We start from the raw sequence: 12,896 nt of genomic DNA, 5'->3' as shown, positions 1-12,896 counted from the left end.
AACATGCGAAAGACCGCGACGACCATCAACCCGGCCCTGTCCAGGGTCATCAGCGAGACCGGGCACACCGACCTCATCGTCGTCACCGATGCCGGCCTGCCGATCCCTCCGGGATCGGAACGGATCGATCTCGCCTATCGACCGGGCGCTCCGGCCTTCTTCGACGTGCTCGACACCGTGCTGGCCGAGATGGTCGTCGAGCGGGCGACCGTGTCCGCCGAAGTCGCCGAGGTCAGCCCGCACGTCCTCGAACAGCTGCGCGAGCGCCTGCCGGACATCGAGATCGACCTGATCCCGCACGAGGACTTCAAGGAGCGCACGCACGCGGCCAGGGCGTTCGTGCGCTCCGGCGAGTTCACGCCGTACGCCAATGTCATCCTGCGCGCCGGGGTGGCGTACTGACATGGCGCGCATGGACGAGATCGATCGCCACTCCGCCGCCCCGATGTACGACCAGCTGCGGCAGCTGATCATCGACGGCATCGCCCGCGACGGCCTGCAGCCCGGCGATCCCCTCCCCGGCGAGCATCGGCTGTGCGAGCGCTACGGGATCTCGCGCACCGTCGTGCGCCAGGCGCTCGCGCAGCTCGAGCACGAGGGACTGGTGGAACGCGTCAAGGGCAAGGGCACCTTCGTCTCGCGTCCTCGGACGAGCGAGAGCCTCGTGCACACGCTGGTCGGCCTGTACGACGACGTCGCCCGCCGCGGCGGACACGTGCACAGCGACGTCCTGCGCCACGAGCGGGAGGATGCCGATGACGAGGTCGCCGCGGCCCTCGAGGTCCCGGTCGGCACGCCCGTCGTCGCGCTCGAGCGGCTCCGCTACGTCGACGGCGAGCCGTGGTCGCTGTCGACCACGTGGATGCCGGACGACGTGGGCACCGTGACGCTCGGCGTGGACATGAGCGAGGCGTCCCTCTACCGCCTGCTCGATGAGCACGGCATCCACGCCAGCCATGGTGTGCGCTCGGCGGAGGCGACGGTCGCGACGCACGAGCAGGCGCAGCACCTCGGCGTCAGCGCCGGCTCTGCCCTGCTGCGGCTGCGCAGCATCAGCCGCGACGCCGACGACCGTCCGATCGAGTTCTTCATCGCGCATCACCGCGGCGACCGGTCGCGGTTCGAGTTCCAGCTGCGACGCGAACAGTCCGAAGCGTCGCTGCTGCACATCGACGGCACGGGCGGCGCGTCTCGCGCCGGCACCGTCTCGGTGTGACCCCGTTACGCTCGAAGCCATGACCTCCTGGACCAGCACTGCGATCACCCTGCTGGATGCCGATGCGAACCGCAGCGCCGACACGCACTTGCATGTGTTCCCGCTGCCTGCCGAGTGGGGCATCGATCTGTACCTCAAAGACGAATCGGTGCATCCGACCGGGTCGCTCAAGCACCGGCTGGCCCGCTCACTGATCCTGTACGGGCTCGTCAACGGCCGCATCCACGAGGGCACGACGCTGGTCGAGGCATCCAGCGGGTCGACGGCTGTGTCGGAGGCGTACTTCGCGCGGATGCTGGGGCTCGACTTCGTCACGGTCGTTCCTCGGTCGACGAGCCCCGAGAAGATCGAACTGATCGAGTTCTACGGGGGCCGCTGCCACTACGTCGACCGCGCACCCGACATGTACCCCGAGGCCGAGCGCCTCGCCGCGGAGTGCGGCGGGCACTACCTGGACCAGTTCAGCTACGCCGAACGCGCCACGGACTGGCGGGGCAACAACAACATCGCCGAAAGCGTGTTCAGTCAGATGGAGCGCGAGCGGCATCCGATCCCGTCCTGGATCGTCGTGGGCGCCGGAACCGGCGGGACCAGTGCGACCTTCGGCCGCTACGTCCGCTACCGCCGGCACGACACGAGGGTCGCCGTCGTCGACCCGGAGGGCTCGGCGTTCTTCGGAGGCTGGAGCACCGGCGCGCCCGACTACACGACGGGGACGCCGAGCCGCATCGAGGGCATCGGGCGTCCCCGCGTCGAGCCGTCGTTCATCCCGGGGGTCATCGACGAGATGCTGCAGATTCCGGATGCCGCGTCCGTCGCGGCGATCCGACTGCTGCAGGAGCGCACGATGCACTGGGCCGGCGGCTCGACGGGCACCAACCTCGTCGGCGCCTTCCAGCTGATCGCACGGATGCGCGCGGCGGGCGAGACCGGAAGCGTGGTCACCCTGATCTGCGACGGCGGGGCCCGTTATGCCGGCACCTACTACTCGGACGAATGGATCGCCGTGCAGGGCTGGGATCTCGCACCCCACCGGGCTCGGATGGATCGCTTCCTCTCGACGGGCGTCTGGTCCGAGTGAGGGCTACGCTTCTGGCATGACAACGCTCATCCTCACCGTCGTCGGTTCGGATCGTCCAGGGCTCGTCGCCGCCGTCGCCGACATCGTCGACGAGCACGGCGGCAACTGGGAGAACAGTCAGCTCGCCGAGCTCGCCGGCGCCTTCGCCGGCGTGATCCAGGTGTCCGTGCCCGACGACAGGTGCGCAGATCTGACGGCAGCGCTGCGCGAGCTGGACGGCCTGCTGACGGTCACGGTGCACGCCGGTTCGGATGCCGCGGACGACGCACCCGCTCGGCCGATCACCCTGCAGATCCTCGGCAACGACCGGCCGGGGATCGTCCGCGAGGTCTCGGCGGTACTGCGGACGCACGAACTCAGCATCGAGACGATGACGACCGAGATCCGGGATGCCGCGATGGCCGGCGGACGCCTGTTCGAGGCATCCGTCGTGGCCGAGGTTCCGGCATCCGCTGATCTGGACCTGCTGCGCGCCGACCTCGAGCGTCTGACGACCGAGCTCCAGGTCGACATCACGGTGACGTAACCGCTGCATCTACCAGCGGATGCGCAGGAATTCTTCTCTGAGCTTCCCTCCGCGGCCGGGATTCACGCTCTCCACCCACGAGATGCGCCCCAGCAGGTGAGCACGGAAGTCGCTGACATGCGCGCGATTCTGCGTCGCCGGACCCAGCGTCACGCAGTTGTGGATCGTCGCCTTCAGCCGGTCGTAGTCGGCTCTCGAGACGTTGGTGCGCTGGTTCACGACGATCCCGGTGACGGTCTGGCGGACGCCCCTTCGCCTGAGCCGCGTCTTCTTCGCATTGACCGAATGCCCCTCGTCTTCGACGATCCGCCGGGCGCCGCGCACGAACGCATCCGGTCGCTTGGCGAGCATCTCCCCGCCGCTGAAGGCGAGATCGTCCGCGTATCGCGTGTAGGTCGCCCCGACGGCGGCGGCCCAACCGGTCAGCCGGGAGTCGAGTCGCCGGATGGCGAGGTTGGCCACCATCGGCGAAGAAGGAGCCCCCTGCGGAAGGTGGGTGCCTGCCAGGGCGCGACGCAGCGCGAATCGCTCGTCCGGTGACCCGCCCTGGGGCATCGCCGCGATAACGCGCGGTGGAACGGCATTCGTGCACAAACCCGTGAGGGTGTGGGCGACCGGCTCGGAGAATCCGGACTGACGCAGCGTGCCGTAGATGCGCCCGGCGGTCACGCGCGCGAAGAAGGTCGTGAGATCGAGGCAGATGACGATGTCCGAGTCGACGTGGCGGGAGGCCCCGGTGATCGCGCTCCGCCCCGGCATGAAGCCGTGCGCGGCGTCGTTGACGGGGACCAGGGAGAGGACGCCGTGCAGGAGGGTGCGCTGGACGTGGCGAAGACGCCTCTCTGGGATCTCCAGCAGTCGCGGAATCCGTCCCGGTCGCGTTCGCCACTCGTAGCGGTAGTGGTGGAGCGGTCCGGAGGGCGCGCGGCGATTCCACTGCTTGTTGTCTGCGAACCAGTCCAACTCGCCGACGCTCAGTTCGAGCATCGCGGCGAGCTCGGCGACGCTGTCGATCCTGGGCAGTGCTCCGGCCGTCTCACGCGAGCGGGATGCGGTCACGGTGCGATGCGCGATCCGGATCGAGGACCCTCGTTCGTTCGCCTTCCGCACCGCTTCACGGAAGGCGGGGGCGTCGCGGATGTGCGCCGCGAGCAGTCGCGGAGCATCGACAGGCGGGTGGACGAAACTCCCCAAGACGTCAGCGACAAGCGGCCTGAGCCAGCGTCGGCGCGCGCCGAGGACGAATGCTCCGGCCTCGATCAGCTGATCAGCCGACCACGCTCCGGCCGCGAGGAATGCATCTGCCAGGGCATCCGCCGCTGCGGGAGGGGCCGGATGCGGTGTCCGCGCGAGGACCCGCGCGCCCGGCGCCGCCCTGTCCGTCATCGGCTGCCAGCCGTCCGAGCACGGCGCTCGGCGTCAGGAGTGGGCGTGCGATGGCCCGCGGCCGACTCGTCCATCAGTGCGGGCGCGGAGCTGCGCGGAGCGCAGTCGAGCGCCTGCGGCGGTCGTCCCAGATCATGCTGCGTCCTCCGGGGTAGCCCCGGAGAGGGCGGTACACGGGGTGAACCACCCACCTCGTCCGCAAGCCATCGCACGGCGCAACCATAGCAAGGTCGACCGACACTGCAGCGTCCGTGATGCGGGCACCCCGGCATCCGTCGTGACCTCTCCGCAACCGCGAGACCCCGTCGTATCCACGCGGATACGACGGGGTCTCGCCGGCCGGACGGGTCTCGCGGGGGGTCAGACCAGGCGGGCCTTCGGCGAGACGCCGTAGGTGTCCTCGGCATCCGAGAAGACGACGTCGCCCAGCGCCTGGTCGATCGCCGCGAGCGTGTCGGCATCCAGCGTCACGCCGGAGGCCTTGACGGTGTCGGCGAGCTGCTCCGGACGGGACGCCCCGACCAGCGCCGCTGCGACGTTCTTGTTCTGCAGCACCCACGCGATCGCGAGCTGCGGCATGGTGAGACCGGCCTGCTCCGCGATGGGCTTCAGGCGCTGAACCGCCGACAGGGTGTCGTCGTTCATGAAGCGCTTGATGAAACCGGCGCCGCTCTTCTCATCCGTCGCGCGGGAGCCCTCCGGCACCGGCTGTCCCGGCAGGTACTTGCCGCTGAGCACGCCCTGCGCCATCGGCGACCAGACGATCTGCGAGATGCCCAGCTCCTCGGATGCCGGGACGACCTTGCCCTCGATCACGCGGTGCAGCATCGAATACTGCGGCTGGTTCGAGATGAGCTGGATGCCGAGCTGCGTGGCGAGCGCGTGCCCGTCTCGAAGCTGCTCCGCCGTCCATTCCGAGACGCCGATGTACAGCGCCTTGCCCTGCCGGACGACGTCGGCGAAGGCCTGGAAGGTCTCCTCCAGCGGCGTCTCGTAGTCGTAGCGGTGCGCCTGGTAGAGGTCGACGTAGTCCGTGCCGAGGCGCTCCAACGAGCCGTTGATCGACTCGAAGATGTGCTTGCGGCTCAGACCGGTGTCGTTCGGCCCCTTGGGGCCGGTCGGGAAGTAGACCTTGGTGAAGATCTCGAGGCTCGCGCGACGCTGACCCTGCAGAGCCTTGCCGAGCACGACCTCGGCCTCCGTGTTGGCGTACGTGTCCGCCGTGTCGAACGTGGTGATTCCGGCATCCAGAGCCGCGTGCACCGTCTTGACCGCGGCGTCGTCGCCGACCTGCGACGCGTGCGTCACCCAGTTGCCGTAGGTGATCTCAGAGACCTTGAGACCACTGTTGCCCAGAAAACGATATTTGACCATGTCTCAACGCTAGCGGCGACGGACGACATGCGGATTCGAATCGGGCAGATTCTTCATCGTGTGACTCCTCGGGTCAGAGCCCCGCGCGATAGTCGCGCCACGCCTCGCCGAGCCGGCGGACGCCTTCGGTCAGCACCTCGTCCGGGGCCGTGAACGGAATCCGGATGTGGTCGTCCGGCGAGGTGGATGCCGCGAACTCGGCGCTCCCGGCGACCGAGACGCCGTGCACCGCTGCGACGCGCGCGAAGGCATCCGCCGATCCGGCCGGGATCTGCGCCCACAGCGACAGGCCGCCGCGCGGCGCGCGAAAGGTCCATTCCGGAAGATGCTCCGCCATCAGCCGCAGCAGCAGAGCAAGGCGATCCTGGTGGGCCCGGGAGACTTCGCGCTGCAGGTCAGCGGTATGCATGAGCAGGTCACTCGCCAGCAGCTGGGCGGGGACGCTGGTCGACTGATCCGCGAGCTGCCGCGCGCCGCGCAGCCGCCGGACCAGAACCGGGTCGGCCCGCAGCCATCCGATCCGAAGGCCTGCCCATGCCCACTTCGACACCGACTCGACGACGATCACCGGGGCATCCGGACGCTCAGCCGCGAGGGTCGGCGGGACGACGCCATCGAACGAGATCCCCGCGAGCACGCGGTCTTCGACGACGGGCACGCCGTACTGCGCGGCGAGTTCGGCGACGCGTCGTCGCGACTCGACGGACAGCCGGGTTCCGGTCGGGTTCTGATGATGCGGGTTGAGCGCGACCAGTGCTGGCCGCAGGCGTGCCATCGCGATCTCGAGGGCCGCGGGCTCCAGGCCCTCGTCGCCCATCGGGATGCCCTGAACGCTGCCGCCGCGCAGCCCGACGGAATCGGTCACGCCGGGCCAGGTCACCTCCTCGGCGAGCACGATGTCGCCTGGCCCGACCAGTGCATTGACGACCAGGCTGATCGCCTGCTGCGCGCCGTGCGTGACGAGGATCTGCTCCGGCGTGGTCGGGGTGCCGGCGGCCGTGAGCATGTCGGCGATCTGAGCGCGCAGCATCGGGAGACCTGCGGGGTCGGTCTCGGGCAGCAGAGCGAGATCCAGTCGCGGCTTGTGGTTGCGGATGAGCTCGACTGCCGTCGGCGGGATCAGCGGCACCGAGCGCAGCAGATCGATCGCGTTCGGCAGGGACGAGAACAGCGCCTCTCCACGACCGGCGCGGCCCGGCTGAGAGACCGGCGACCCGGCGATGCGCGTACCGCTGCCCTGTCGGCGTTCGACCGCGCCGCGCTCCGCGAGATCGGTATACGCCGCGACCACGGTGCCCCGTGACACCGAGATGGCGGTGGCGAGCGCCCGCTCAGCCGGGAGGCGGTCACCGGGGCGCAGCTCCCCTGTGCCCACCAGAGCCCGGATGCCGTGCGCCAATCTGCTCGACAGCGTGCCGTCCCCGTGCGCCCATCGGCCGAGTCGCGCCGCGAGCGCCGTGGAATCGACGATGGCCGTCCGGTGGTCCACCAGTCGCTGATTGGCACTGTCCTCGACGCTCATACTCATGAATTCTGGTCCAATGAGCCGTCACGAGCAGACCGATTCGCCATTCACTGAGCCATTTGCGCACAATTGGACCATCGAGGCGCTTCTGGAATGGTTCGCCGACGACGACACTCGCCTCAGCGACGTCACCCTGCGGGCACCACTGCGAGACCTGGAGGAGGCGATGACAGGCACCAGGTGGACGCTCGATCTGGACGCGTCGCTGACCGGTGCACGGCTGACGCGCGAACCCGCGATCGTGAGTCTGGTGCGATCGATCGCACTGCACGTGTCGCGGCATCCGGCTCTGCGCGCCCACACGGTCGCCGAAGTTCTGCGCCATCGAACTCCGATCGCAGAAACTGTCGTTTCGGCGCGGGCTCAGCGACAGATTACGCGCCCGCTCAGGTCGGCAGCATCCGCCTGATCGCGGCGTCCTCGGCGGCGAGCGCGGAGTCGAGATCGAAGTGCCCGGCCGCGCACAGCGTGCCGAGGCCGTGAATGAGGCCCCACAGCGCGAGGACGTCCGTCTCCTTCGCGAGTCCGGCGGCGACCGCTGCGGCCCCCAACGACTCTTCGAGTTCGGCGATCAACGGCGCCATCGTCGCCGTCGGAGCACCGGGAAGGCACACGGTCGGGTCGTAGACGACGTCGAAGCCGTTCGGGTTCTGCACGGCGTAGCGGATGTACGCGCCGCCGCCCGCGATCAGCGCCGATACCGGGTCGCCCGCATCGGCGATCGCCGAGCGAACCGCCGAGACGAGATCGGCCATGCTGCGCTCGGCAAGCACTTTCAGCAGGCCCTGCCGGTCCGCGAAGTGGTGGTACGGCGCATTGTGACTGACGTTCGCCGACCGCGCGATCTCGCGCAGGCTGATCTCCTGCGCCGGCTTGTCCTCGAGCAGCCGCATCGCGGCCGCCTCGAGCGCGTGGGCGAGATCACCGTGATGATAGGCCGTTCGGGAAGTTGACACGAGCAACATTGTCTCCTATGTTGACACTGTCAAGCAAATGGACACTGTCAACATAGGAGATCGCATGACCACCGCATTGATCATCGACGGCCACCCGGACGCCCGTTCGCTCACCGCCGAGCTGGCTCGACGGTACGCCGCAGGGCACGGGAACGCTCGCGTGCTGGCCCTGCGCGAACTGGACTTCGACCCGCACCTGCACTTCGGCTACCGGGAGCGCATGCTGCTCGAGCCCGATCTCTCCGATGCGAAGCGCGCGCTGCGCGAGGCGGACACGGTCGTCGTCGCGACGCCGCTGTGGTGGGGATCGGTCCCCGCCGTGCTCAAGGGATTCTTCGACCGCGCACTGCTCCCGCAGCAGGAGTACCGCTACACGAAGCTCGGCCTGCCCGAGGGGCTGCTCACCGCGCGCCGTGGCAGACTCCTGCTCCTCGCCGACACCCCGTGGTACGCGGCGCCCTTCACCGGGCTGCCGGCGCAGACCCAGGTCGCCCGCAACACGCTCCGTCTCTGCGGCATCCGATCCGTGCGCACGCATCGGATGCTGGGAGTGAAGGATGCCGGACCCGAGCGGATCGCCACCTGGCTGGGCAACGCGGAACGGCTCGGTTCACGCGACGCGAGCGCCGGCATGAGCACCGCTGCTCCGGTCGCAGAAAGTGTCGTTCCGGCGCGGTCGTAGCGACAGAATTCGCGACTCGAACGACGCGAATGCGCTCAGAGAGACCGATTCTGCGACCGGAACGAGCACAGGAGCGAAGCCGGCTCAGACCGCGGCGGCTGCCGCCTCGTCCTCGGTCGTCGCGACGAGCTGCCCGCAGGCCCCGTCGATCTCCTTGCCACGCGTGTCACGGAGGGTCGTCGGGATGCCGGCGTCGTTGAGCCGGCGCACGAACTCGTTCTGCACCCACACCTCCGACGCGGTCCAGATGGATCCGGGCGTCGGGTTCAGCGGGATCGGGTTCACGTGCACCCAGCCGCGTCCGCGAGCGTTGAGCTTGTCCGCGAGCAGGTCGGCACGCCAGGGGTGGTCGTTCATGTCCTTGATGAGTGCGTACTCGATCGACACGCGGCGGCCGGTCTTGTCGAAGTACTCGCGCGCGGCATCCAGAGCCTCGTCGACCTTCCAACGCGAGTTCACCGGGATCAGCTCATCGCGCAGCTCGTCGTCCGGCGCGTGCAGCGAGAGGGCGAAGGTGACCGGGATGTCCTCGGCGGCGAGCTTGCGGATCGCCGGCACGAGGCCGACCGTCGACACGGTGATGCCGCGGGCGCTCATGCCCAAGCCGTCCGGCTGGGCGTCCACCATCGTCCGCACGGCGTGCATGACGCGGTTGTAGTTGGCCATCGGCTCGCCCATGCCCATGAAGACGATGTTGCTCACGCGCTCCATCGAGTGGTCGTCGCGCTTCTTGCCGCCCAGCTCGCCGTTCGCGATCGCACGATTGGCCCTGACGACCTGCTCGATGATCTCGGCAGCCGACATGTTGCGCGTGAGGCCCGCCTGGCCGGTGGCGCAGAACGGGCAGTTCATGCCGCAGCCGGCCTGGCTCGACACGCACAGCGTGATCCGGCCCGGATAGCGCATGAGCACGGACTCCACGAGCGCGCCGTCGTGCAGACGCCACAGGAACTTGATCGTGTCGCCCTTGTCGGTCTCGAGGCGGCGCACCTCGGTCATCAGCGGAGGCAGCAGCCCGGTGACGAGCTCCTCGCGGATGCCGGCGGGGAGGTCGGTCATCTCGGCAGGGTCTGAGGTGTAGTGCTTGAAGTAGTGGGTCGCGAGCTGCTTGGCGCGGAAGCCGGGCAGCCCGAGCTCCTTCACCTTCTCGACGCGCTCGGCCGGGGTGAGATCAGCCAGATGCACCGGCGGCTTGCCGCGCTTCGGGCTGGCGAACTGCAGAAGGGGCCGCCCCTCGGCATCCTTCTTCTGCGTCCAGCCCTCGGTCGTTGGCCGCACCTGCGGCGTGCCGGATGCCGCGGGCGCCGTCGTGGGACGCACAGCGCCGGTCTTGCGCGGCGCACGGGAGGTGTCGGTCATGTCTTCCAGGGTACGGCGTCACGGCTGAGAGACAGCGGGATCGACGGCATCCGTAGACTGACGGCGTGGAATGGCTGTGGATCGCACTGGGCGTCGTGGGCGTCATCATCCTGTTCGTCGGGCTCGGCAAGACGATGCGGCCGACCGTTCCGCCGACCCCGACCCCGATGGCCACGACCGCGGATACCGCCGCCGACATCGACCGCCTCGTCGCCGAGGGCAACAAGATCCGGGCCATCAAGCTGCTGCGCGACAGCACCCCTGGTCTCACCCTTCAGGAGGCGAAGAACCGCATCGACGCCTGGTCTCCGACCACCCCGGCCACGACCGCGATCCCGAAGGTTCCCGCCGCGGCATCCGCGCTCCCGCCCGAGGCGATCGCCGAGATCGACGCCCTCATCGCTTCGGAGCGCAGGATCGAGGCGATCAAGCTGCTGCGTGCGCACACCGGGTGGGGGCTGAAGGAGTCCAAGGACCGCATCGACGGCTGGACCCCAGGGCAGACGGGCAGCCACTTGTAATGACAGGGCTTCGGGATGCGAGAATGAACGCACGCCGCCCGACGAAGGAGACCCCATGACCGCCCGCCTCGACCGCGCCCGCTCCACCGGGGTCCTCGCCGTACTGCGCGCCCCCTCGCCCGAGCTCGCTCTCGAGGCATCCGAGGCCATCATCCGCGGCGGCGTGACCGGCATCGAGGTCACCTACTCGACTCCCGACGCTCCGGCGGTGATCCGCGAGCTGATCACCCGCCACGGCGACTCCGCTTACATCGGCGCCGGCACCGTGACGACCGTCGAGCAGGCCGAGGCTGCCGCCGAGGCCGGCGCCGAATTCCTGGTCAGCCCCGGCACGCTCCCGGACCTCACCCGCGCCATGCTCGACACCGGCCGCGTCGTGATGACCGGCGCGATGACGCCCACTGAGGTCATGGGCGCACTGGCACTCGGCGTCGACGTCGTGAAGATCTTCCCCGCTTCACTGGGCGGACCGTCTTACCTCGGCGCTCTGCGCGGCCCGTTCCCCGACGCCCCGCTCATGCCCACCGGCGGCGTGAGCCCGGACAATCTCGCCGATTGGTTCGCGGCCGGATCCGTGGCCGTCGGCGCGGGTGGCGATCTGGCGAATGCCTCGTCGATCAAGGCATCCGACTGGGACGACCTGACCCAGCGTGCCGAGCGATTCTCCGCAGCGCTCGCCGCCGTGCGGGCGTGATCGAGCTCACCCCGCTCGCCTGGGCTCTGCTGGGCGTCGCCGCACTGGTGGCCGGCCTCGGCAAGACCGCGATCCCCGGCAGCGCCACGGTGTCCGTGGTGCTGTTCGCCGCGGTGCTGCCGGCGCGGACCTCGACCGCCGCGATGCTGCTGCTGTTCATCGTCGGCGACGTGTTCGCGCTCATCGCGTACCGCCGCCACGCGCACTGGCCGACCCTGCTGCGACTCGCGCCAGCGGTCGTGGCCGGGCTCGTCCTGGGATTCCTGTTCCTCGCGTACGGCGACGATCGCATCGTCCGCCGCGCGATCGGGGTCATCCTGCTCCTCATGATCGCGGTGACGCTGTGGCGCCGACGCCAGGCCGCGAAGGCGGTCGGCGGACCCATGCTCGGCATCACCTACGGCACGATGGCCGGGTTCACCACGATGGTCGCGAATGCCGGCGGCCCCGTGATGTCGATGTACTTCCTTGCGACCCGGACGCCCGTGCAGGTCTTCCTCGGCACATCGGCCTGGTTCTTCGCGATCGTGAACCTGGTGAAGGTGCCGTTCCTCGCGGGCATCGGACTGTTCACTCCTCAGGTGCTCCTGATGGACGTGCTGCTCACCCCGCTGGTCGTCATCGGCGCGCTCGTCGGCCTGAAGCTCGCGAAACGGATGCCGCAGCAGCTGTTCGATCGACTCGTCATCATCCTGACGATCGTCGGTGCCGTGTACCTGCTGATCTGACCCCGGCGCCGATCAGTCCAGGAAGATGTCCGGGAACAGCGCGCTGTCCGGGGTGCCGGGGATCGCGGCGTAGCCGGAGAAGTCCGTCACGCCCTCCGCCTCGAGCACGTCCTCGACGATCAGGCTCTGGCCGGTGTACTCGCGCGCCGGCTTGAGCATCACCGCGTACGCGGCATCCGCGTAGACGTCGGCCGTACGACTGGCCGCCATGACCTTGTCGCCACCGAGCAGGTTCTGCACCGCCGCCGTGGCGATCGTGGTCCGCGGCCACAGCGTGTTCGCGGCGATCCCGTCGCGGGCGAACTCGGCAGCGAGCCCCAGCGTCACCATCGTCATCCCGAACTTCGCCAGCGAATAGCCGGTGTGCGCGCCGAGCCACTTCGGGGTCGGGTTCAGGGGCGGCGACAGCGAGAGGATGTGCGGGTTCTCGGCATCCTTCAGGACCGGAACGGCCGCGCGCGACAGCATGAACGTGCCGCGGACGTTGACGTCCTGCATGAGGTCGTACTTCTTCGCGCCGAGGTCGAGCGAGCGCGACAGGTCGATCACGCTGGCGTTGTTGAGGACGATATCGATGCCCCCGAATTCTCCGACCGTCTTCAGCACGGCCTCGGTGATGTCGTCGTCCTCGCGGACGTCCCCCACGATGGGCAGAGCGTTGCCGCCGGCCGCGCGGATCTGCTCCGCCGCGGTGTGGATCGTGCCCTCGAGCTTCGGATGCGGGCTGTCCGTCTTGGCGAGCATCGCGATGTTCGCGCCGTCGCGCGCAGCCCGAAGGGCGATCGCGAGGCCGATGCCGCGGCTGCCGCCCGACATCAGGATGGTCTTTCCTGCCAGGGTCATGCGTT

Annotated in this window: 15 protein-coding genes; 9 read left to right on the top strand and 6 right to left on the bottom strand. The window is 69.1% G+C overall.

Annotated elements, in window-relative coordinates; genetic code table 11:
* Nucleotides 1–3: 3 nt before the first annotated feature.
* From rbsD to ACI7YT_RS01770, 4 genes are read left to right on the top strand one after another with little or no spacing between them, the layout of a single operon-like run.
* Nucleotides 4–402 carry a D-ribose pyranase gene (gene rbsD / locus ACI7YT_RS01785; protein WP_406248602.1) on the top strand — a complete coding sequence of 133 codons (399 nt, stop codon included), beginning with the start codon at nucleotides 4–6 and terminating at the stop codon, nucleotides 400–402.
* Between the two features lies 1 nt (nucleotide 403).
* The gene (locus ACI7YT_RS01780; RefSeq protein ID WP_406248601.1) at nucleotides 404–1,216 is read left to right on the top strand and encodes a GntR family transcriptional regulator; all 813 of its coding nucleotides are present in this window, start codon (nucleotides 404–406) and stop codon (nucleotides 1,214–1,216) included.
* A gap of 19 nt (nucleotides 1,217–1,235) precedes the next feature.
* A complete protein-coding gene (locus tag ACI7YT_RS01775) occupies nucleotides 1,236–2,297 on the top strand; it encodes a PLP-dependent cysteine synthase family protein (protein ID WP_406248599.1) in 1,062 nt (353 codons plus the stop codon).
* A 16-nt stretch (nucleotides 2,298–2,313) separates the two neighbouring features.
* Nucleotides 2,314–2,823 (top strand): glycine cleavage system protein R, encoded by a 510-nt coding sequence (locus ACI7YT_RS01770; protein ID WP_406248598.1) that lies wholly within the window; start codon nucleotides 2,314–2,316, stop codon nucleotides 2,821–2,823.
* A 9-nt stretch (nucleotides 2,824–2,832) separates the two neighbouring features.
* On the opposite strand, the gene ACI7YT_RS01765 is transcribed toward ACI7YT_RS01770, so the two are convergent.
* From ACI7YT_RS01765 to ACI7YT_RS01755, 3 genes are all read right to left on the bottom strand, one after another.
* Entirely contained in the window at nucleotides 2,833–4,209 is a 1,377-nt protein-coding gene (locus ACI7YT_RS01765) for a reverse transcriptase family protein (protein WP_406248596.1), read from the bottom strand.
* Nucleotides 4,210–4,569: 360 nt separating this feature from the next.
* Complete coding sequence (locus tag ACI7YT_RS01760) at nucleotides 4,570–5,583, bottom strand: aldo/keto reductase family protein (protein ID WP_406248594.1); 1,014 nt, start codon at nucleotides 5,581–5,583, stop codon at nucleotides 4,570–4,572.
* A gap of 73 nt (nucleotides 5,584–5,656) precedes the next feature.
* Nucleotides 5,657–7,105: a PLP-dependent aminotransferase family protein gene (locus ACI7YT_RS01755; protein ID WP_406248592.1), complete on the bottom strand. Its 1,449-nt coding sequence runs from the start codon at nucleotides 7,103–7,105 to the stop codon at nucleotides 5,657–5,659.
* Between the two features lie 19 nt (nucleotides 7,106–7,124).
* On the opposite strand from ACI7YT_RS01755, the gene ACI7YT_RS01750 reads away from it, so the two are divergent.
* On the top strand, nucleotides 7,125–7,517 hold the full coding sequence (locus tag ACI7YT_RS01750; RefSeq protein ID WP_406248591.1) for a hypothetical protein: 393 nt from the start codon (nucleotides 7,125–7,127) through the stop codon (nucleotides 7,515–7,517).
* Here ACI7YT_RS01750 and ACI7YT_RS01745 read toward each other — a convergent pair.
* Complete coding sequence (locus ACI7YT_RS01745) at nucleotides 7,495–8,064, bottom strand: TetR/AcrR family transcriptional regulator (RefSeq protein WP_406248589.1); 570 nt, start codon at nucleotides 8,062–8,064, stop codon at nucleotides 7,495–7,497. The two genes, ACI7YT_RS01750 and ACI7YT_RS01745, sit on opposite strands and share 23 nt — an antisense overlap.
* A gap of 64 nt (nucleotides 8,065–8,128) precedes the next feature.
* Between ACI7YT_RS01745 and ACI7YT_RS01740 the strand changes: the two genes are divergently transcribed.
* Nucleotides 8,129–8,746 carry an NAD(P)H-dependent oxidoreductase gene (locus tag ACI7YT_RS01740; RefSeq protein ID WP_406248587.1) on the top strand — a complete coding sequence of 206 codons (618 nt, stop codon included), beginning with the start codon at nucleotides 8,129–8,131 and terminating at the stop codon, nucleotides 8,744–8,746.
* Nucleotides 8,747–8,830: 84 nt separating this feature from the next.
* On the opposite strand, the gene rlmN is transcribed toward ACI7YT_RS01740, so the two are convergent.
* On the bottom strand, nucleotides 8,831–10,105 hold the full coding sequence (gene rlmN, locus ACI7YT_RS01735; RefSeq protein WP_406248586.1) for a 23S rRNA (adenine(2503)-C(2))-methyltransferase RlmN: 1,275 nt from the start codon (nucleotides 10,103–10,105) through the stop codon (nucleotides 8,831–8,833).
* A gap of 65 nt (nucleotides 10,106–10,170) precedes the next feature.
* On the opposite strand from rlmN, the gene ACI7YT_RS01730 reads away from it, so the two are divergent.
* The 3 genes from ACI7YT_RS01730 to ACI7YT_RS01720 are packed head-to-tail and all read left to right on the top strand — an operon-like array spanning nucleotide 10,171 to nucleotide 12,048.
* The gene (locus ACI7YT_RS01730) at nucleotides 10,171–10,626 is read left to right on the top strand and encodes a hypothetical protein (RefSeq protein WP_406248584.1); all 456 of its coding nucleotides are present in this window, start codon (nucleotides 10,171–10,173) and stop codon (nucleotides 10,624–10,626) included.
* A gap of 55 nt (nucleotides 10,627–10,681) precedes the next feature.
* Entirely contained in the window at nucleotides 10,682–11,320 is a 639-nt protein-coding gene (locus tag ACI7YT_RS01725) for a bifunctional 4-hydroxy-2-oxoglutarate aldolase/2-dehydro-3-deoxy-phosphogluconate aldolase (RefSeq protein WP_406248583.1), read from the top strand.
* Nucleotides 11,317–12,048 (top strand): sulfite exporter TauE/SafE family protein, encoded by a 732-nt coding sequence (locus ACI7YT_RS01720; protein WP_406248581.1) that lies wholly within the window; start codon nucleotides 11,317–11,319, stop codon nucleotides 12,046–12,048. The genes ACI7YT_RS01725 and ACI7YT_RS01720 overlap by 4 nt, the downstream gene beginning before the upstream one ends.
* 12 nt (nucleotides 12,049–12,060) lie before the next feature.
* On the opposite strand, the gene ACI7YT_RS01715 is transcribed toward ACI7YT_RS01720, so the two are convergent.
* Nucleotides 12,061–12,891, bottom strand: coding sequence for an SDR family oxidoreductase (locus tag ACI7YT_RS01715; protein ID WP_406248579.1), 831 nt, complete (start codon nucleotides 12,889–12,891; stop codon nucleotides 12,061–12,063).
* Nucleotides 12,892–12,896 lie beyond the last annotated feature (5 nt).

The organism is Microbacterium sp. M, from assembly GCF_045181065.1.
Taxonomy (GTDB): domain Bacteria; phylum Actinomycetota; class Actinomycetes; order Actinomycetales; family Microbacteriaceae; genus Microbacterium.
This window is presented reverse-complemented; position numbering and strand designations above follow the sequence as displayed.

Bases quoted from the DNA above. Each gene is read 5' to 3' on its own strand.
- ACI7YT_RS01775 (WP_406248599.1), top strand. From the start codon at position 1,236: ATGACCTCCTGGACCAGCACTGCGATCACCCTGCTGGATGCCGATGCG.
- ACI7YT_RS01770 (WP_406248598.1), top strand. From the start codon at position 2,314: ATGACAACGCTCATCCTCACCGTCGTCGGTTCGGATCGTCCAGGGCTC.
- ACI7YT_RS01725 (WP_406248583.1), top strand. From the start codon at position 10,682: ATGACCGCCCGCCTCGACCGCGCCCGCTCCACCGGGGTCCTCGCCGTA.
- ACI7YT_RS01750 (WP_406248591.1), top strand. From the start codon at position 7,125: ATGAGCCGTCACGAGCAGACCGATTCGCCATTCACTGAGCCATTTGCG.
- ACI7YT_RS01755 (WP_406248592.1), bottom strand. From the start codon at position 7,105: ATGAGCGTCGAGGACAGTGCCAATCAGCGACTGGTGGACCACCGGACG.
- ACI7YT_RS01715 (WP_406248579.1), bottom strand. From the start codon at position 12,891: ATGACCCTGGCAGGAAAGACCATCCTGATGTCGGGCGGCAGCCGCGGC.
- rbsD (WP_406248602.1), top strand. From the start codon at position 4: ATGCGAAAGACCGCGACGACCATCAACCCGGCCCTGTCCAGGGTCATC.
- ACI7YT_RS01765 (WP_406248596.1), bottom strand. From the start codon at position 4,209: ATGACGGACAGGGCGGCGCCGGGCGCGCGGGTCCTCGCGCGGACACCG.
- ACI7YT_RS01760 (WP_406248594.1), bottom strand. From the start codon at position 5,583: ATGGTCAAATATCGTTTTCTGGGCAACAGTGGTCTCAAGGTCTCTGAG.
- ACI7YT_RS01780 (WP_406248601.1), top strand. From the start codon at position 404: ATGGCGCGCATGGACGAGATCGATCGCCACTCCGCCGCCCCGATGTAC.
- rlmN (WP_406248586.1), bottom strand. From the start codon at position 10,105: ATGACCGACACCTCCCGTGCGCCGCGCAAGACCGGCGCTGTGCGTCCC.
- ACI7YT_RS01740 (WP_406248587.1), top strand. From the start codon at position 8,129: ATGACCACCGCATTGATCATCGACGGCCACCCGGACGCCCGTTCGCTC.